Source organism: Photorhabdus viridis (assembly GCF_040256935.1).
In the GTDB taxonomy this organism is placed as follows: domain Bacteria; phylum Pseudomonadota; class Gammaproteobacteria; order Enterobacterales; family Enterobacteriaceae; genus Photorhabdus; species Photorhabdus viridis.
Genome location: NZ_JBEJZY010000036.1, coordinates 25,221 through 43,741, shown reverse-complemented (window position 1 = coordinate 43,741; position 18,521 = coordinate 25,221). Strand labels below are relative to the sequence as shown.

The window sequence follows — 18,521 nt, the reverse complement described above, 5'->3', positions numbered from 1 at the left end:
AAACTGGATATTGAATGTTAAAATATTGTTGAAAATAGGGAGCGATATTGAATCCTATTTGCAACAATGCCTATAATCTATTTATAAAAACATTTTAATTTATGTTTTTAGTCTGGTTGTCATACAGTCAATTAAATATTCGGTTGATATTTTATTTTCTTTCTCGAATGCCGGTTTTACATTTTCCCATGATTCTTGACTGAGATTATATTCTGCCTGTGAAAGTTTATAGCTGGATTTGAATTTTATAGTACCTTTATTATTCACTCTCTTTATTGTCAACACAGAGGAGTATAATATAAGTGAAGCGCCATTTGGGGATTTAGTAAGAACGTATTGTACGAAATTAGATTGTCTTTCTTTATCATCAGCATATGATAAAGCCGTATTAGCCAACGCTTTTAGATAGATTTTGATTGTAATTTTATCCTGAGGAGAGAGTCCTCTAAAGGCTTGAACAAAAGAATCGATTAAGATATCGGTATTATGGCTTTGTTGAGTCACAATACTGGAGTTTGCCCACAGTAAAGAGAGAAATGGAACATTAGCTATTTCTTTTGTGAATGCAATGAACTTTTTCGCATTGCCATTACCTTCTGGTTTTAAAGGATCATAGCCTGAAGCTATTCGGCATAAGTTGATGATAGTTTGCAAACCTTCAGTGACGCTTACCGGGTATTTACATGATGTAGCAGATTTCTTTGTAAATATTGAGTATTCATTTGTTGCTGCTAGACTGGCTGGGCTTTGCATGTCAGAAAGATTTTCAGGTTCCGGGGAAGAAGAAAAAATGTTATCGGGATATTCCTGTGTTTTCAGGTATCTTGGTTTTCCTTGTTTAATATACTCTATCCACTCTTGAGCTTTTTTAAATTCATAGTCAGAGCTGGTGAATATATTCTTCATAATTATTTTCCTTATAAGTTTATATAATTAACTATTGAATGTTTATTTTTAATTCAGGTTAATTATGTCTCCAGGAAATATAATTTATTTTAGATCAATAAGATATGATTTTATTTTGTGTGGTAAATATATTTTCTGAAAACCGGTAATGTCTATGTCAATTGATGGAAATTGCATCCATGATATTTCCATAATAGTTTAAAAATACAATATGTAAAGTCTATTATCATAAAATTTGTTTTTAGGGTGTTTTATAAAAATAACCCTTTATTATACAGTTTGATAATGTGTTTATATCTGCTAATAATTTGTTTTATTATCAATGATATATTGATTTGTTTTTTGTTTATATTTATTTTAAATGAATAATTACAATAAAGGATTGTTGTTGATTATATTAGCTTCTTGGTTGAAATGTTTGCATGATATAATTTCTCTTATTTCTACAACCATATAGTGGATGGTTTTATTTAAATCTCAAAAAAGACATAGGATAATAATGAAATATAAATTTGATGTGTGAATGTTATTTTTTTATTATGAAATGGAGTTTTATTCTGCATTAATTGAATTTTATCTGTGTTATAATAAATTTTTGTAATTCACTTAATTAGAATAGGTTTCAGTTGTTATTTACGTTTCGCGATTTTTTAATATGTTTTTTACTGATATGATTGACGATAAATTCGCAAACATATGTTAGATCTCAGTAAGCCATGATGGTCATTCTCGATTTTTGCCCATTACTATTATCCGCTAACCTGGCATTATAACCTTACGAAAGAGATATCAATTAGATATGCAGGTTAATAGCAATCCGCATATGTTTCCAGGAGTTTGAAATGGTATATGACTACAGCGACAAACTTAACCCTGAAAAAGCCCTGATCTGGCGTGTTGTCCACCGGGATAATATCCCATGGATTTTGGATAACGGTTTGCACTGTGGTAACAGTCCTGTTCAGGCCGAAAACTGGGTCAACATTGGTAACCCAGAATTGATTAGTAAGCGCGCCAGTCATCCGGTTCTTGTTGGTACGGGGGGAGTTTTGCATGATTATGTTCCATTTTATTTTACCCCCTTTTCACCCATGTTGATGAATATACTCAGTGGTCGTGGAGGCATTAAACAACGGCCAAATGATGAAATAGTGATTCTGGTCAGTAGCTTGCACAAGGTTGCTGCACAAAATGTGCGTTTTGTTTTTACCGATAGTCACGCTTATTACAACTGGTCGAATTTTTATACCGATCTGACTGATTTAAATCATGTTGACTGGCGCATTCTGCAAGAGCGGGATTTCAAACGTGACCCGGAAGATCCGGCAAAGTTTGAACGTTATCAGGCAGAGGCGCTTATTCATCAGCATTGTCCGATTGCGTTGCTGAAAGGGATGGTTTGTTATACCGATGCTGTCAAGTTACAATTAGAAGGCTGGCTGACTCAACGCAACATAACTATGCCCGTTTATGCCCGGGAAAGATGGTACTTCTCATGATTAGATATACAAAAGGCAATTTACTGGATGCCCCTGTAGAAGCATTGGTGAATACGGTCAATACTGTGGGTGTCATGGGGAAAGGCATTGCCCTGATGTTCAAAGAGCGTTTTCCTCTCAATATGCAGGCCTATGCCAAAGCTTGTAAGCAGAAGCAGGTCGTGACTGGAAAGATGTTCGTCACTGAAACCGGTGAGTTGATGGGGCCGCGCTGGATAGTTAATTTCCCTACCAAACAACACTGGCGTGTTGACTCTAAAATGGAATGGATTGAAACCGGATTGCAGGATTTACGTCTGTTTCTGATTGAAAATCAGGTGCGTTCCATTGCTATTCCACCGCTGGGGGCCGGTAACGGTGGATTGAACTGGCCTGAGGTGAAAATTCGGATTGAGAAAACCTTGTCTGATCTTCACGACACAGAAATCCTGATCTATGAGCCAACGGATAAATATCAAAATGTTGCCAAAAATATTGGGGTAAAAAATCTAACGCCAGCCAGAGCGATGATCGCAGAACTTGTGCGGCGCTATTGGGTGTTAGGTATGGAGTGCAGCCTGCTGGAAATTCAAAAGCTGGGGTGGTTGCTACAACGCGCTATTGACCAGCATCATTTGGAAGATGTGTTAACGCTACGATTTGAGGCAAATTATTATGGCCCGTATGCCGCTAATCTGAATCACCTGCTAAATGCGCTGGATGGTAGTTATCTCAAAGCAGAAAAACGTATCCCAGACAGTCAGCCATTGGATGTAATCTGGTTTAACGATAGGGAAAAAGGTTATGTGAGCGCTTACCTGCACAGTGAAGCCAAAAGCTGGCTACCTGCACTTGAACAGGTGAGCCAGTTAATTGATGGCTTTGAATCACCGTTTGGTATGGAGTTACTGGCTACGGTTGATTGGTTACTGGCCCGCGAAAATTGCCAGCCAACACTGATATCTGTGAAAGAGGGATTACATCACTGGCCTGCCGGTGAAAGGTGGGCGAATCGAAAATTGAAATTATTCGATGATGATAGCCTGCAATTTGCTATTGATCGGATAGTTAAGTTTCATTCCTGAAACGTAGCGTCAGTAATGGCCCCATTACCCGGACGATTCGGCCGTTAGATTTTGCCGCCTCTGGCTGAAAAGGTGGTATTGATGCCTTGGTGAGTCGTTGTCAAAGATTGAAAATCATAGCCACCCGCTATGCGGGTGGTTATGATTCATTCAGCCTCTGAAACACCATGTGATGTCACGGGACATGAGTAATAGTTTAGACATTAAACAAGAAATTCATCACATCGCCATCTTTAACGATATACTCCTTACCTTCTGAACGCATTTTACCGGCCTCTTTTGCGCCTTGTTCGCCTTTATAAGTGATGAAATCTGCAAAAGCGATAGTTTGCGCACGGATAAAACCTTTTTCGAAATCAGTGTGGATCTTACCGGCAGCTTGCGGTGCGGTTGCGCCTACAGGGATTGTCCATGCCCGGACTTCTTTCACGCCGGCGGTGAAGTAAGTTTGCAGATTCAGTAACTGATAGCCAGCCCGGATAACGCGGTTTAAACCGGGTTCTTCCAGACCAAGTTCAGCCATAAACTCTTCACGCTCATCATCTTCCAGCTCTGCGATATCGGCTTCTACCGCAGCACAAACAGGTACGACAACCGATCCCTCTTTTTCTGCGATTGCACGAACAATATCCAGATGAGGATTGTTTTCAAAACCATCTTCGTTGACGTTAGCAATGTACATCGTGGGTTTCAGCGTCAGAAAACTCAAGTAGCGGATAGCGGCTTTCTCTTCAGCACTGAGATCCAATGCTCGTAACATACCGGCTTGTTCCAGATGCGGCAGGCATTTTTCCAGCGCTTCTAGCTCAGCTTTGGCATCTTTATCGCCACCTTTGGCTTTTTTCTGGACGCGATGAATGGCTCGCTCACAAGTGTCCAGATCGGAAAGGGCCAGTTCTGTATTGATGATCTCAATATCAGCGGCAGGGTCAACCTGACCGGAAACGTGAATGATATTGTCGTTGACAAAGCAACGCACAACATGGCCGATAGCTTCCGTTTCACGAATATTAGTCAGAAACTGGTTGCCCAGACCTTCACCTTTTGATGCGCCTTTCACCAGACCGGCAATATCGACGAATTCCATTGTGGTAGGCAGGATACGTTGAGGTTTTACAATTTGCGCCAGTTGCTCAAGTCGTGGGTCGGGCATCGGTACTACACCGGTATTTGGTTCAATGGTGCAGAACGGGAAGTTTGCCGCTTCGATACCTGCTTTGGTCAGCGCATTGAATAATGTTGATTTCCCGACATTAGGCAAGCCAACGATACCGCATTTGAATCCCATAAATTTTCACCTTAAATTACTTATAAATCAAAAGACTAGTGTGGCCTTTGTGATGAATCAGAAAAAAATTGGCGCCATTATACACGGAATGGCGAGCTATCACGATCCCGCAAATAGGATTTATCCATTCTGTGTCGTCAGGCACTGGCTTTGAAGCTGTGCAAGCGGTTGATCGCTTTATCCATACCTTGTTTCATCAGAATATCAGTGCAGCGCAGAGCTTCATCAATCGCGTCATTAATCAGTTTTTGTTCACTGGTTGGTGGTTTTCCCAGCACAAAGCCAATCACTTTATTTTTATCGCCCGGATGACCGATACCAATACGTAAGCGATAGAAGTTAGGATTATTACCAAATTTGTTTTGGATATCTTTCAAACCATTATGGCCGCCATGACTTCCGCCCAGCTTCATTTTTGCCACTCCCGGCGGTAAATCGAGTTCATCATGGGCCACCAGAATTTCATCCGGTTGAATACGGTAAAAGGAGGCGAGGGCCGCGACAGACTTCCCGCTGAGGTTCATAAATGTTGTCGGGACTAACAGACGAACATCATGGCCGCACATATTAATCCGGGCGGTGTAACCGAAAAATTTACTCTCTTCTTTCAATGGCTGATTGTGGCTCTGCGCCAGCAGGTCTAGGTACCAGGCCCCGGCGTTGTGCCGGGTTTGGGCATATTCAGCGCCAGGATTAGCCAGACCGACAATTAATTTTATGTTACTCACTATTTTTCTTCACTTTTAACAGTAAAAACAATAAAGAGGGGTAGTTTACCTGTCAGGTGCGACGAGTACAAAGTTCAGTTTGATTACTCTTCCCTTTACGTGATTACTGATGGTTATCGATCGATAAGTCATTTTCATTATATAAAATTGTAAAAAATAATTTAATAAATTTCGCAATTATAATAGCAAGTGAGAAAATGGATGGAAAAGAATAATTTCCATATATTGGATGAAAGTGCATTTGACATATATCTGGTTTCAAGGTGTTTGGTTTTTCATTGCTATCAATTATAAAAAATAGTTGGTCGTTTAGGTTGTAACCATGTGCCATTATTATTTTTTTAAGCTAGACTATAATTGAAATAAATTATTGCGAACTATTTTTAAAATAATTAAACATATTGCTTATAAAACAATGTTATTTAATTTAAGGAGGATATATGAGTCCCAAGAATGACTTTAAAGCTTTTTCTATTAGTAACAATGCGAATGTAGTGAGTCAGGAAGGATATGAAGAAAGTCAGAGTTTAAAGACTGGTTTTCCGCCAGAAAATATTACTACTCATTTACTCAATAAGGCATTACGTCAGTCTTCGACAATATCATCTGTTGTGGCTAATTTTATTGCGACATATTCCGGCAATGATGTTCTGGATGATGGGGATACGGCTAAACTCGTTGTCCAATTAAATAGAGCGTTAGAACAAAAAATCGCAACCGAAGTGCCAAATGCCTCATTAACACAAAAAGGTGTTACTCAGCTCACAGATAAAACCGGTAACAGTAATACCCTTGCGGTGACGCAGAAGCTTGTTTCTGATGTAAATGATAACGCTAATAACCGATTGGCAAAAAATCAAAATGGCGCAGATATTCCTGATAAAAATGCGTTTGTAAAAAACCTCGGCTTATCGGAAACGGTGGCGTTGGCGAAAAATGCGGTATCGGCCGATGGCGGCAATTATTCAGGGTATTTTAGGTTTAAACAGGTTGAAACACTGCCCACTGAACGTAATGCGACTATGTTAGTTTCTTTACAGGACGCCAAACCGACGAATGAGATAGTCGGGTTTACGCTTTATAATTGGTATGACAATTATATTAAAACAGGTATTGTGCGTGGCGGTAGTGTAGATATCTACGGGTATACAGTCGAGATTAATGGTAAACGGGTTTTTTCTATTTCTCCTACGGGGCAGATTGCAGCCGCGTCAGCGAATATAAAGGGGAATGCGGGAGTTTTTAATATCACCCATGATATTGGTAGGCATGCATATTTTCAGTTTATTGAGGGAGCGACAAGGACGGCTTACGTTGGATTTCCAAGTGACGGGTCACCGAATTTTGATATTTGTAATGAAAAAAAATCTAGCAAATTAACAATTGGTGGAGAGTTGGCGGCATATATTAATAACAATCTGGTTTTCTCTGTTTCTCCTGCGGGTCGGATTGATGCCAGGGCGGCAAATTTAAAGGGAGCTGGGGGTATTTTTAACGTAACATACGATACAGGCGGACATGCATATTTACAGTTTTATGAAGGGGCGACAAGAACGGCATTCGTTGGATTTCCAGGTGACGGATCATCGGATTTTGATATTTGCAATGAAAAAAAATATGGCAGGCTGACAGTTGGCGATAAGTTGAAATATAACGGTAATCCTATTGCAGTTTTTAATGATAACTGTATCGCTGATACTAACGGCAATCTTAAAGTATCCAGCCCCGTAGTGAATATTCATCCAGACGGAACTTACGAGCTAACTCGCGAAGCGGAAGGGGTGACTGTTGAGCGGATAGAGACCGGGAAATATCGCATCAGCGGTTGCAATGGTTTTGCTAAAGATGGAGCATGGGGAGTTCACGGTGGTACCATCGTCCCGGCAGACAGCAACGGGTTAAATCTGATTTGGGTTTATGAATCGGTAGACACATCCAGTGGTAATATAATCATCGAATGTTATCATCGTCAAAATACCGATGCGCCGATATTTGCTCAAAATAAGCGCGTCAAAAGTATTAACAGTGATGGGGAAGCCATTTATTACAATGATGGTGAATTATGCGACATCCCTGATGGACGAGTACTTAATGTTCGGGTACAACTGCTGGAAAAACCACAAGAATAATGTAATTGGCGATAAATAGCCCTTTGTTATTCGTACTCTCTGTCTCCATTATTTCAACAGCCTTAAAAAGCTGAGTGATTTGCCGGATTCACAGAGAGTCGGTTTTACCTGTCAGTATACAAATGGATATCTTAGCTTTAGAGTTTATTCTAGTTACATTGGATCTTCGTATCGTTATGAACCGCTTAAAATAAAATTTTTATCAATTGGTATAGGTTGTCTGGATGATCGGATACATCGTGGAATATCGATATTGTTAAACTCATAACTATATTAGACTCTGGATATTTACGAGATATTGATTGCGTAGTTTATTATTGAATAAAAATATATAACCTAAATGGAATCTCATAACTATCATTGTTGTATATCAAGATTACAGCTAAAACTTGAATTTCTTTTTAAATAGGGTTCAGGTTATCTAAGTTATTATTTTTATCATATTATTTCTCACTATAAATAGGGAATTGCGATTAAATCTTTGTTAGTTGTGATCGTGTCCGCAATGACCTTTTAGCAAATAGAGCTATACTCTATAGTGTAAGTAAACATAAGTTTCTTGACTTTAGGTTCTTAGTGAGCACGGAGAGTGTTGGAGGTAACATATGAAACGTCAGAGTGCCTTCATAGTTGGTAATGTATTGATGGGTGTTGGTATGTTGACCATTGTTAGCAGCCTGGCTTATACATTACTGCCCCATATCTTCGGTTTTGGCTGGCCTGAGTTTTTATCTGAAGCAGCGCTATTGGGAGTTTTTATTGGTGCTCTTGTTTGGTTAGCTGGTGCCGGTGTGGGAGGCCGGGAAGGTGTGGCAGATCGTTACTGGTGGTTGAAACATTACGATGAGCGTTATCGTCGTGGTGATCATCGGTATCCATAACAAAAACAGTGTTTAGTCAGAATTTTTGCTCATGGAGGAATATTATTATGACTCCGGATAAGCAGAAAACCCGTTGAAGTTCTTGACAACGGGTTTTTTCTTAAGCGCGATTTATGGATGAAACTTAGTGTTCAAACATCGCAGAGATTGACTCTTCATTACTGATGCGGCGGATCGCTTCAGCTAACATACCGGATAAAGTCAGAGTACGAACCTTATTCAGCGCCTTGATTTCAGCAGACAATGGGATGGTGTCGCAGACAACCACTTCATCAATAACCGAGTTTTTGATGTTGTCCACTGCGTTGCCGGAGAAAATCGGGTGAGTTGCATAGGCGAATACACGTTTAGCTCCACGCTCTTTTAATGCTTCAGCCGCTTTGCATAATGTACCGCCGGTATCAATCATGTCATCAACCAGTACGCAATCGCGACCAGCAACATCACCAATAATGTGCATCACCTGAGAAACGTTAGCCCGTGGCCGGCGTTTATCAATGATAGCCATATCCGTGTCATTCAGCAGTTTAGCGATAGCGCGGGCGCGGACAACCCCGCCAATATCCGGGGAAACAACGATAGGGTTTTCCAATTCTTGCTGTAACATATCTTCCAGCAGGATCGGGCTACCAAATACGTTATCAACCGGAACGTCAAAGAAACCCTGGATCTGTTCAGCATGCAGATCAACTGTCAGTACGCGGTCTACGCCGACACTGGACAGGAAGTCTGCGACAACTTTTGCGGTAATCGGCACACGGGCTGAACGGACCCGGCGGTCCTGACGGGCATAACCGAAGTAAGGGATTACTGCGGTAATACGTCCGGCGGAGGCACGGCGCAGTGCATCAACCATAACGACTAATTCCATCAAGTTGTCGTTAGTCGGTGCACAAGTGGACTGGATGATGAAAATATCACCACCGCGTACATTTTCATTAATTTGTACGCTAACTTCACCGTCGCTGAAACGACCGACAGCAGCGTCTCCAAGATTGGTGTACAGGCGGTTGGCAACACGTTGTGCTAGTTCAGGAATGGCGTTACCAGCAAAAAGCTTCATATCGGGCACGAGAAAAACCTCAGGCTTGCGTCCAGAGAGATATTGTTGACCAATGCTCAAATGAACGATATCTGTTCATTGGTTCAATAACCGGGTATCCCAGAGCGGAAATTGTGCAACGGTGAATTGTTGACGCCACGCGCAACAAAACCATGCAACCACTCAGGGGCTTGATTTAACACCTTACGGGCCGATGCTGCTGATTCGAATTCGCCGAATACACATGCACCGGTCCCTGTCAGGCGTGACGGCGCGTATTCTAGCAGCCATGAAAGAAGCTGTTCAACCTTACGAAAACGTTTTCTTACAAGAGATTCACAATCATTTGCGTACGGAGCCTGTAATAATGCGGCCAGAGAGCGAATTGGCGTATCACGTTTTAATTCCGGATCTGTGAAGATGCGCAGAGTTGGGATCTCAATCCCAGGGTGAGCAACCAGATACCATTTCTCTTCCGGCTCTGCTATGTGCAGGATTTCACCAATACCTTCGGCAAATGCGGCGTGGCCTTTGACAAAGACCGGCACATCAGCGCCAAGACTGACGCCGAGGGTTGCCAGCGTCTCGTCTGTGAGGCCGGTTTGCCAGTGGTAATTCAGGGCGATCAATACCGTAGCGGCATTCGAAGAACCGCCTCCTAACCCGCCGCCCATAGGCAGACGCTTGTTGATATGGATATCTGCGCCTTGATGAACAATGCCTGTGCCGTGTTGATGGCTGTAGGATTGCAACAGACGCGCTGCGCGAACAATCAGGTTATTATTGTGCTCTACGCCTTCTACCGGTGTCAGTAAACGAATTTCATTATCCTGACGTGGGGTGATGGTAATTTCATCACCATAATCCAGAAACTGAAACAAGGTTTGCAGCTGGTGATAACCATCAGCGCGGCGACCGGTGATATAGAGAAACAAGTTAAGTTTTGCCGGTGAAGGCCAGGTCAGCGTCATTATTTTGTGGTCCAGTTATCCATTTTCAGCTTAATGCGGCGGTCGCCCTGAGTCAGTTCAAGGCGGGCAGGAAGAGGAGGGGTTATGGCGGTATCGTAGGATTGATAATTAACCTGCCATGTTGCGCCATGTTGTTGATAGTTTAAGGTTTTCAACAGATAGTTAGCATCCAGCTTGAAGTCTTTTGCGTCACCGGGCAGACCGGTTATCCAATGTCGCAGATTATCCAGTGGAATATCCATATCGGTGAGTTGATAAATGATCTCTTCAGGATTATCACTGAAATATTTTTTACCCTGGCTATCGGTTAATTGTGTCATGCCGGGTTGAACGACCAGTTCTAATTCAGTGCTGCCCAGAGGATTCGTTAATAATAAACGGTAGCGCTCAGGGTTATATTGTTGCCAGAAAAAGCGGGCATAAACTTTCTTTTCATTAGCCAGATAGGCAAAAGATCCACGGGTCTGGTATTGGTTCAGTTGCTGTAGTTGTTGTATGTGTGCTTGCCACTGAGGGGAGTCTGCCGAACCGGAGCCGCCAGGTTGCGTTAATGTACAGGCGGTCAACAGCACGCAAGAGAGTGGCAGCAGACGGAATAGTGATAATTTTTGCATTGGCTTCATCGGCAATCTCTGATTAATAACGTAAAAATTCTTACACCACTTAATAATGAAGAATGGTGCATTAATCCAGTTAAATCTCAAAAAATATCCTGAATAATGAGATTAGACGTGGTTGATCGTCTTTTATTGAACGGAGGTATCAAGTAGAATGCACAGCTAATTAAGAGTCCTTATTAAGGGTGATGATTTCATCAAAACAAGATGTTTTTTACGATGAACTGCCTTCCTGCTGATAATTCAATATGACTTTGTTAGCACTTGGTATCAACCATAAAACCGCTCCTGTATCCCTGCGTGAACGAGTGACTTTTTCACCGGACACTATCAGTGAAGCACTCGGCAACCTTCTCCAGCAACCCCTGGTGAGGGGGGGAGTTGTATTGTCAACGTGTAACCGTACAGAGCTTTATCTCAGTGTAGAACAGCAGGATAATCTGTATGAGCAATTAATTAACTGGTTATGTGAATATCACCAGCTTAATCCTAGGGATCTAAAATCCAGTATTTACTGGCATTATGATAATGAAGCCGTCAGCCACTTGATGAGAGTGGCGAGTGGGCTGGATTCGTTGGTACTTGGAGAACCTCAGATCCTTGGGCAAGTGAAGAGAGCATTTGCCGAGTCGCAGGACTGCCGTTCTTTATCGAGTGAGTTGGAGCGCTTGTTTCAAAAATCATTTTCTGTTGCCAAGCGCGTCAGGACTGAAACAGAGATTGGTTCAAATGCGGTTTCCGTCGCTTTTGCGGCTTGTACCTTGGCGCGGCAGATTTTTGAAACACTTTCTGAACTGAATATTTTGCTGGTTGGTGCAGGGGAAACCATTGAGCTGGTTGCCCGCCATCTGAAAGAGCATCGGGTGCACCATATGATGATTGCTAACAGAACGAGAGAGAAGGCGCAGGTATTGGCTGACGAAGTTCAGGCGGAAGTGATCACTTTACCTGAAATTGATACACGTTTAGCTGAAGCTGATATTGTCATCAGCTCAACCGCCAGCCCTTTGCCTATTATTGGTAAAGGCATGGTTGAACGTGCATTAAAGTTACGCCGTAACCAACCCATGTTGCTCGTTGATATCGCGGTTCCCCGCGATGTAGAGCCTGATGTGGAAAAATTAAATAACGTCTATCTTTACAGTGTTGATGATTTGCAGGCAATTATTCAGCGCAACCTTGCACAGCGCAAAGCGGCGGCTGTTCAGGCTGAATATATTGTTCAGCAGGAAAGCGGTTATTTTATGGACTGGCTGCGTTCACAAGGTGCAGTCAACTCAATCCGTGAATATCGCGCTCAGGCAGAACAGATGCGGGCTGAAATGACAGCCAAAGCGCTGGCGGCTATCAACCAGGGGGCTGACCTAGAACAGACAATAAACCAATTGACTCATCAATTGACGAATCGTCTGATGCATGCTCCTACCAAATCACTCCAGCAGGCTGCCAGCAATGGTGACTTGGAGCGTCTTAATTTATTACGTGACAGCCTGGGGCTGAAACATAATTAACCATATCTCGGAATAGGGTCTGAAATCACGAATGAAGCCTTCTATTGTTGCTAAATTGGAAGCATTACAAGAACGTCACGAAGAAGTTTTGGCTCACCTCAGCGATGCTGATGTGATTGCTGATCAGGAACGTTTCCGTGCTTTGTCACGGGAATATGCTCAACTGACGGATGTGACGAATTGCTTTAAGGTCTGGCGCACGGTGCAGGATGACCTTAAGGCCGCTGAAATAATGCTTGATGACCTTGAAATGCGGGAAATGGCACAGGAAGAGATCAAGGACGCCAAGGTTCGTAATGAGGAGTTAGAGCAACAGCTACAATTGTTGTTGCTACCGAAAGATCCTGATGATGAACGCAACTGCTTTCTTGAAGTTCGCGCTGGAACCGGGGGGGATGAAGCGGCTATTTTCGCTGGGGATCTGTTTCGTATGTACAGCCGTTATGCTGAATCCCGTCGTTGGAAAGTCGAGGTGATGAGCGCCAATGACGGTGAGCATGGGGGTTATAAAGAAATTATCGCTAAAGTTTCCGGCGAACAGGTTTATGGTCATCTGAAATTTGAATCTGGTGGTCACCGTGTTCAGCGTGTACCGGAAACTGAATCGCAAGGGCGGATTCACACTTCTGCCTGTACCGTTGCGGTTTTGCCGGAGATTCCGGAAGCAGAATTGCCGGAAATCAGCCCAAGTGATTTGCGTATTGATACGTTCCGTTCGTCTGGCGCTGGTGGTCAGCACGTCAACACCACGGATTCCGCTATCCGTATCACGCATATTCCAACCGGCATTGTGGTTGAGTGTCAGGATGAGCGTTCTCAGCATAAAAACAAAGCGAAAGCGATGTCGGTATTGGCCGCGCGTATTCGTGCCGCTGAAGTGCGTAAGCGCCAGGAAGCAGAAGCCTCGGAGCGCCGTAACTTGCTGGGTTCCGGTGATCGTTCAGATCGCAATCGTACTTACAACTTCCCGCAAGGGCGGGTGACGGATCACCGTATTAACCTGACTTTGTATCGCCTCGATGAAGTGATGGAAGGCAAACTGGATATGCTTGTTCAGCCGATCGTTAATGAATATCAGGCCGATCAATTATCAGCGTTGTCAGAGCAGGATTGATGGATTATCAATCCTGGCTTAAACAAGCCGCAACACAGTTATCAGCCAGTGACAGCCCTAAACGGGATGCGGAGATTTTGTTGGGGCTCGTCACTCACCATTCCCGAACTTACCTATTGGCATTCGGGGAAACGCAACTCTGTTCAGAGCAGTTCAGCCAGCTTGAAACGTTACTGGCTCGTCGGGCAAAAGGTGAACCCATTGCTTACATTACTGGCGAACGCGAATTCTGGTCGTTGCCATTAAATGTTTCGCCAGCCACATTGATCCCGCGGCCTGACACGGAGTGTCTGGTTGAAAAAGCGCTTGAACGGCTTTCACCGGTGCCTTGCCACATTCTGGATTTGGGAACCGGCACAGGGGCGATTGCGCTGGCGATTGCCAGTGAGCGCCCTGATTGCCGGGTTACCGGGGTTGATATCAATCCTGATGCGGTCATTCTGGCGCAGGGTAACGCTGAAAAACTGAAAATACAAAATGTGGATTTTCTGCAAAGCAGTTGGTTCTCTTCGTTGAATAATCAACAAGTTGCAATGATTGTGAGTAATCCGCCTTACATTGATGAAGCCGATCCACATCTGTTTCAAGGTGATGTGCGGTTTGAGCCAGAGAGTGCATTAATTGCGGCGGAGCAGGGAACGGCTGATCTAAAAACAATTATTAATTTGTCACGTCATTTTCTGTTACCTGATGGATGGTTGCTGCTGGAGCATGGTTGGAAACAGGGAGACGTTGTAAGAAGCCTGTTTTCTGAGAGTGGTTATCAGCTGGTGGCTACTTTTCAGGATTATGGCGGTAATGAGCGAATAACACTGGGTCAGTGGAAAAGTGATGAAAGCCATAGCTGATTATGAATTTAATAACGCCTCTTTAAGTAGCGGTATTCTGTTAATATCTGGAGCCATTCGCTCCGATTTTCCTCAGCATTCAGTGGAGAAGCAGCTTCAGGTATTGATTGATGAAGCCAGACGTGAAATATCTCCACAGATGAACAGAGAGAAACAGCTGGAAAAATTACTCAAGCTGTTTTATCAGAACTGGAAATTCGGCGGCGCTAGTGGTGTTTACTGTCTGTCAGATACATTGTGGTTAGATAAAGTATTGCAAACCCGTCAAGGTTCTCCTGTGGTTTTAGGGATCATTCTTATTCATATTGCTCAGGCTTTAGAACTGCCCTTTATGCCGGTTGTTTTTCCGACACAGTTGATTCTGCGTGTTGATTACCCGGATAAACCGGTGAGATTTATTAATCCAACCAATGGCGAAGCGCTGAGTGAACATATGCTTGATGTGTGGCTAAAAGGTAATATTAGCCAGACAGCCAAATTGACGGCGGATGATTTGCAGGAAGCCGATAATATCAGCATCATATATAAAGTGCTGGAGACCATAAAAGTCGTGTTAATGGAAGAAGGGCAGTTGGAGCTAGCGCTGAAAGCCAGTGAAGCCGTTCTGATGTTTGATCCCGATGACCCATATGAAATACGTGATAGAGGGCTTATTTACGCTGAGCTTGATTGTCATCATATTGCGGTTTCTGATTTGAATTATTTTATCGAGCATTGCCCGGAAGATCCGGTCGCAGAAATGATCAGAATGCAGATATACTCCATTGAGCAGCAATATATCGTGTTGCACTGATATTGCTCTGTACTGATTTATTTGGTTAATTTATTTGTCCTTAACAGAAGGTATAAGTATGCAACAGAAAGTGGTTAATATTGGTGATATCAAGGTCGCTAACGATCTGCCGTTTGTTCTCTTTGGTGGTATGAATGTCCTTGAGTCACGGGATTTGGCCATGAGTATTTGTGAGCACTATGTGACAGTGACACAAAAACTGGGCATTCCTTATGTTTTCAAAGCTTCCTTTGATAAAGCAAACCGATCATCAATTCACTCTTACCGTGGCCCTGGGCTGGAAGAGGGAATGAAGATTTTTCAGGAGCTAAAACAAACTTTTGGTGTGAAAATTATTACTGACGTGCATGAGTCAGCACAGGCGCAGGCGGTAGCGGAAGTGGTTGATGTGATCCAACTTCCGGCATTTCTGGCGCGTCAGACTGATTTAGTTGAGGCAATGGCCCGCACCGGCGCGGTGATTAACGTTAAAAAGCCACAGTTTATCAGCCCAGCCCAGATGGGGAATATTGTTGAAAAATTCAAAGAAGGCGGCAACGATCAGGTGATCTTGTGTGATCGCGGCAGCAACTTTGGTTATGACAATTTGGTTGTGGATATGCTGGGTTTCAATGTCATGGTTCAGGCCACGGGGGGGCATCCTGTGATTTTTGATGTCACTCATTCACTGCAATGCCGTGATCCGTTTGGTGCCGCGTCGGGTGGTCGTCGTGCTCAGGTGGTTGAATTGGCGCGTGCGGGAATGGCAGTTGGTATTGCCGGTCTGTTCCTTGAAGCTCATCCCGATCCGGTAAATGCGATGTGTGATGGCCCATCAGCGTTGCCGTTGGCAAAACTTGAGCCATTCCTGATCCAGATGAAAGCGATTGATGACACAGTAAAAAGCTTCCCTCAACTGGATACCAGTAAATAATTTGGTTATCAAATGATGAATGTGTTTGGCGCTGGTTTACAGCGCCATTATTGGGAAAAGGCTGACCAAGCTCTTTTTTTAATGGTTTCAGTTATCCATTTTGCAATTGAAATTCAATTCTTCCATTGCCCGTGGCAATGTTGCATGGAAACTGAGATGGTTTTCAACTAATTGAACTCTGGCTCTGGCCAGTGTTTTTAACGGCTGAAATGGAATATCGCAAACAGCAATATATTTATCCTTACCCACTTCATCAATAAAGCGCTGAAAAGCGTGCAGCCCACCGGCATCCAGCACAGGAACGGCATCCCATTGCATGAGGATCGTCTGATAACCTGTGCTTTCTTCCTTTAATTCTGTAAAGATACGTTCAGCCGCAGCGAAGAATAACGGGCCATTGATACGAACAACCAGCAGACTTTTATCCCCATTTGTTTGTGGCAATTGGCTGATACGGGTCATATTGGCTATCCGACGCATAAACAGCAGTGAGGCTAACACAATACCAATCGTAATAGCGATCACCATATCAAACAGTACTGTGAACGACATACAAAGAATCAGCACAATAATGTCATCCCTTGGCGCGCGACGGATCAGATCGATAACTTTATGTATCTCGCTCATATTCCAGGCGACCATGAGCAACAGGGCGGACATGGCGGCCAACGGAAGATAGGAGAGCATTGGCGCCAACGCCAGTAAAGTTAATAACACCAGCAGAGAGTGAACAATTGCCGAAACAGGTGATGTTGCGCCGGCTCTGATGTTTGCTGCTGATCGGGCAATAGCCGCGGTAGCGGTAATACCCCCGAAGAACGGTACAGCGATATTTCCCAACCCCTGACCAATTAACTCACTGTTTGAATGGTGCTTTTTACCTGTCATACCATCCAAAACAACGGCGCAAAGCAGTGATTCAATAGCGCCCAACATGGCCATTGAAAAGGCCGCGGGCAATAAAGCTGAAACTGTCGCCCAACTGATATCAACGTTATGAGAACCCATATCGGGTAAACGCCATGGTAAAACGAACTGAGGAAGGATGGGTGGGATACCTTGGCCTTGTGTGCCGTCATTCAATAGGTAACTGAATTCAGAACCGATAGTAATAACATCCTGACCAAATAAATTCATTATCCCCATTACTGCGGTCCCCGCGATCAAGGCTGGAAGATGCCCGGGTAATTTCAGCCCAAGCTTAGGCCAGTAAATCAGAACTGAAAGTGTCGCCAGCCCAATCAGCGTATCACTTAAATGCAGCGTTGGCAGCGCCTGAAACAGCGCGGTAATCTTATCAATATAACTCTCTGGTACATGTTCTAATTGCAGACCAAAAAAATCTTTTACCTGCATGGTGGCGATAGTGATGGCGATCCCCGAAGTGAAACCCAGTGTCACCGGTAGAGGAATATACTCTATCAATTTGCCAAAGCGGGCTAACCCCATTACCAGCAGGATAATCCCCGACATTAACGTGGCAATGAGCAAACCACTCAGACCAAATTGCTGAGATACCGGATAGAGAATGACAACGAAAGCGGCTGTAGGGCCGGAAACACTATAGCGTGAGCCGCCGGTTACCGCGATAACAATACCGGCGATAGCGGCGGTGTAAAGCCCGTATTGTGGCGCGACGCCACTGCCAATAGCCAGTGCCATAGCGAGTGGGATAGCGATAATACCGACAGTAATACCGGCAATGATATCTTTAATTAACCGGGTAAAAGAGTAGGGTTCTTTCCAACAAGCATCAATAACAGCACTAAACGGCCGTATACCGTTCATTCTACGAGTTTTCATCTGTGCATAAGCCAAAAAAATAATAAAAAAAGCAATAAGGGAATCAAAACCCAAATTGCGGTAATAATGCTTTGAGTTCAAAACGAGAGTACTAAGTGCTATACATCAAATTCAGGGTTAATAGCTTAGCGACAGTGAAATAAAAAGCAAAAGGGGAAGGTAATAATTTGTATTAATTTTTGATTAAAAATTGCATTGATTGCTGACTAATTGGCAACTTAATACTACAGCCGTATTTCCCTTTTCAACAGAAGCGCCACGATAGTTTTGTAAGTTTGAATGTTATCAATATGTTTTTATTTTGTTATAAATCGTGAGTTTTTGCATGTATTTGAGGCGATAAAATCAGTAATTTTCAGAATATTCCTATATTTTCTTCAAGTAAAATATGATGAATTATTCATCATCTATATT

General features: G+C 43.2%; 16 protein-coding genes. 9 read left to right on the top strand and 7 right to left on the bottom strand.

Annotated features, from left to right (window positions below; genetic code table 11):
- Positions 1 to 99: 99 nt before the first annotated feature.
- A complete protein-coding gene (locus ABR397_RS15840) occupies positions 100 to 906 on the bottom strand; it encodes a hypothetical protein (protein WP_350306599.1) in 807 nt (268 codons plus the stop codon).
- Positions 907 to 1,748: 842 nt separating this feature from the next.
- On the opposite strand from ABR397_RS15840, the gene darT reads away from it, so the two are divergent.
- Both darT and darG read left to right on the top strand, forming a co-directional pair.
- The gene (gene darT, locus ABR397_RS15835; protein WP_350306598.1) at positions 1,749 to 2,405 is read left to right on the top strand and encodes a type II toxin-antitoxin system toxin DNA ADP-ribosyl transferase DarT; all 657 of its coding nucleotides are present in this window, start codon (positions 1,749 to 1,751) and stop codon (positions 2,403 to 2,405) included.
- Positions 2,402 to 3,469, top strand: coding sequence for a type II toxin-antitoxin system antitoxin DNA ADP-ribosyl glycohydrolase DarG (gene darG, locus ABR397_RS15830; protein ID WP_350306597.1), 1,068 nt, complete (start codon positions 2,402 to 2,404; stop codon positions 3,467 to 3,469). Before darT ends, darG begins: the two co-directional genes overlap by 4 nt.
- 196 nt (positions 3,470 to 3,665) lie before the next feature.
- Here darG and ychF read toward each other — a convergent pair whose 3' ends face one another.
- A complete protein-coding gene (gene ychF / locus ABR397_RS15825) occupies positions 3,666 to 4,757 on the bottom strand; it encodes a redox-regulated ATPase YchF (RefSeq protein WP_046976378.1) in 1,092 nt (363 codons plus the stop codon).
- Between the two features lie 137 nt (positions 4,758 to 4,894).
- Complete coding sequence (gene pth / locus ABR397_RS15820) at positions 4,895 to 5,485, bottom strand: aminoacyl-tRNA hydrolase (RefSeq protein ID WP_350306596.1); 591 nt, start codon at positions 5,483 to 5,485, stop codon at positions 4,895 to 4,897.
- A gap of 440 nt (positions 5,486 to 5,925) precedes the next feature.
- Between pth and ABR397_RS15815 the strand changes: the two genes are divergently transcribed.
- Complete coding sequence (locus ABR397_RS15815; RefSeq protein WP_350306595.1) at positions 5,926 to 7,614, top strand: phage tail protein; 1,689 nt, start codon at positions 5,926 to 5,928, stop codon at positions 7,612 to 7,614.
- A 605-nt stretch (positions 7,615 to 8,219) separates the two neighbouring features.
- Positions 8,220 to 8,495, top strand: coding sequence for a stress-induced protein YchH (ychH, locus tag ABR397_RS15810; RefSeq protein ID WP_350306594.1), 276 nt, complete (start codon positions 8,220 to 8,222; stop codon positions 8,493 to 8,495).
- 124 nt (positions 8,496 to 8,619) lie between these two features.
- Here ychH and prs read toward each other — a convergent pair whose 3' ends face one another.
- The 3 genes from prs to lolB all read right to left on the bottom strand — a co-directional run bounded on the left by prs (position 8,620) and on the right by lolB (position 11,131).
- The gene (gene prs, locus ABR397_RS15805; protein WP_021325123.1) at positions 8,620 to 9,567 is read right to left on the bottom strand and encodes a ribose-phosphate diphosphokinase; all 948 of its coding nucleotides are present in this window, start codon (positions 9,565 to 9,567) and stop codon (positions 8,620 to 8,622) included.
- 74 nt (positions 9,568 to 9,641) lie between these two features.
- Positions 9,642 to 10,508: a 4-(cytidine 5'-diphospho)-2-C-methyl-D-erythritol kinase gene (gene ispE / locus ABR397_RS15800; RefSeq protein WP_350306593.1), complete on the bottom strand. Its 867-nt coding sequence runs from the start codon at positions 10,506 to 10,508 to the stop codon at positions 9,642 to 9,644.
- Complete coding sequence (lolB, locus tag ABR397_RS15795) at positions 10,508 to 11,131, bottom strand: lipoprotein insertase outer membrane protein LolB (RefSeq protein WP_350306592.1); 624 nt, start codon at positions 11,129 to 11,131, stop codon at positions 10,508 to 10,510. Before lolB ends, ispE begins: the two co-directional genes overlap by 1 nt.
- Before the next feature lie 242 nt (positions 11,132 to 11,373).
- On the opposite strand from lolB, the gene hemA reads away from it, so the two are divergent.
- From hemA to kdsA, 5 genes are read left to right on the top strand one after another with little or no spacing between them, the layout of a single operon-like run.
- Positions 11,374 to 12,636: a glutamyl-tRNA reductase gene (hemA, locus tag ABR397_RS15790; protein ID WP_350306591.1), complete on the top strand. Its 1,263-nt coding sequence runs from the start codon at positions 11,374 to 11,376 to the stop codon at positions 12,634 to 12,636.
- Positions 12,637 to 12,667: 31 nt separating this feature from the next.
- The gene (prfA, locus tag ABR397_RS15785) at positions 12,668 to 13,750 is read left to right on the top strand and encodes a peptide chain release factor 1 (protein WP_350306590.1); all 1,083 of its coding nucleotides are present in this window, start codon (positions 12,668 to 12,670) and stop codon (positions 13,748 to 13,750) included.
- Positions 13,750 to 14,598, top strand: coding sequence for a peptide chain release factor N(5)-glutamine methyltransferase (gene prmC, locus ABR397_RS15780; RefSeq protein WP_350306589.1), 849 nt, complete (start codon positions 13,750 to 13,752; stop codon positions 14,596 to 14,598). The genes prfA and prmC overlap by 1 nt, the downstream gene beginning before the upstream one ends.
- Positions 14,582 to 15,391 carry an invasion regulator SirB1 gene (gene sirB1, locus ABR397_RS15775; RefSeq protein ID WP_350306588.1) on the top strand — a complete coding sequence of 270 codons (810 nt, stop codon included), beginning with the start codon at positions 14,582 to 14,584 and terminating at the stop codon, positions 15,389 to 15,391. Before prmC ends, sirB1 begins: the two co-directional genes overlap by 17 nt.
- 58 nt (positions 15,392 to 15,449) lie before the next feature.
- The gene (kdsA, locus tag ABR397_RS15770; protein WP_350306587.1) at positions 15,450 to 16,304 is read left to right on the top strand and encodes a 3-deoxy-8-phosphooctulonate synthase; all 855 of its coding nucleotides are present in this window, start codon (positions 15,450 to 15,452) and stop codon (positions 16,302 to 16,304) included.
- Positions 16,305 to 16,391: 87 nt separating this feature from the next.
- On the opposite strand, the gene dauA is transcribed toward kdsA, so the two are convergent.
- On the bottom strand, positions 16,392 to 18,107 hold the full coding sequence (gene dauA, locus ABR397_RS15765) for a C4-dicarboxylic acid transporter DauA (RefSeq protein ID WP_350306586.1): 1,716 nt from the start codon (positions 18,105 to 18,107) through the stop codon (positions 16,392 to 16,394).
- Positions 18,108 to 18,521 lie beyond the last annotated feature (414 nt).

What these genes read in the sequence shown, in the direction of transcription:
- ABR397_RS15840 (WP_350306599.1), bottom strand. Translation starts at nt 906, where the DNA reads ATGAAGAATATATTCACCAGCTCTGACTATGAATTTAAAAAAGCTCAA.
- darT (WP_350306598.1), top strand. Translation starts at nt 1,749, where the DNA reads ATGGTATATGACTACAGCGACAAACTTAACCCTGAAAAAGCCCTGATC.
- darG (WP_350306597.1), top strand. Translation starts at nt 2,402, where the DNA reads ATGATTAGATATACAAAAGGCAATTTACTGGATGCCCCTGTAGAAGCA.
- ychF (WP_046976378.1), bottom strand. Translation starts at nt 4,757, where the DNA reads ATGGGATTCAAATGCGGTATCGTTGGCTTGCCTAATGTCGGGAAATCA.
- ABR397_RS15815 (WP_350306595.1), top strand. Translation starts at nt 5,926, where the DNA reads ATGAGTCCCAAGAATGACTTTAAAGCTTTTTCTATTAGTAACAATGCG.
- ychH (WP_350306594.1), top strand. Translation starts at nt 8,220, where the DNA reads ATGAAACGTCAGAGTGCCTTCATAGTTGGTAATGTATTGATGGGTGTT.
- ispE (WP_350306593.1), bottom strand. Translation starts at nt 10,508, where the DNA reads ATGACGCTGACCTGGCCTTCACCGGCAAAACTTAACTTGTTTCTCTAT.
- lolB (WP_350306592.1), bottom strand. Translation starts at nt 11,131, where the DNA reads ATGAAGCCAATGCAAAAATTATCACTATTCCGTCTGCTGCCACTCTCT.
- hemA (WP_350306591.1), top strand. Translation starts at nt 11,374, where the DNA reads ATGACTTTGTTAGCACTTGGTATCAACCATAAAACCGCTCCTGTATCC.
- prfA (WP_350306590.1), top strand. Translation starts at nt 12,668, where the DNA reads ATGAAGCCTTCTATTGTTGCTAAATTGGAAGCATTACAAGAACGTCAC.
- prmC (WP_350306589.1), top strand. Translation starts at nt 13,750, where the DNA reads ATGGATTATCAATCCTGGCTTAAACAAGCCGCAACACAGTTATCAGCC.
- sirB1 (WP_350306588.1), top strand. Translation starts at nt 14,582, where the DNA reads ATGAAAGCCATAGCTGATTATGAATTTAATAACGCCTCTTTAAGTAGC.
- kdsA (WP_350306587.1), top strand. Translation starts at nt 15,450, where the DNA reads ATGCAACAGAAAGTGGTTAATATTGGTGATATCAAGGTCGCTAACGAT.
- dauA (WP_350306586.1), bottom strand. Translation starts at nt 18,107, where the DNA reads ATGAAAACTCGTAGAATGAACGGTATACGGCCGTTTAGTGCTGTTATT.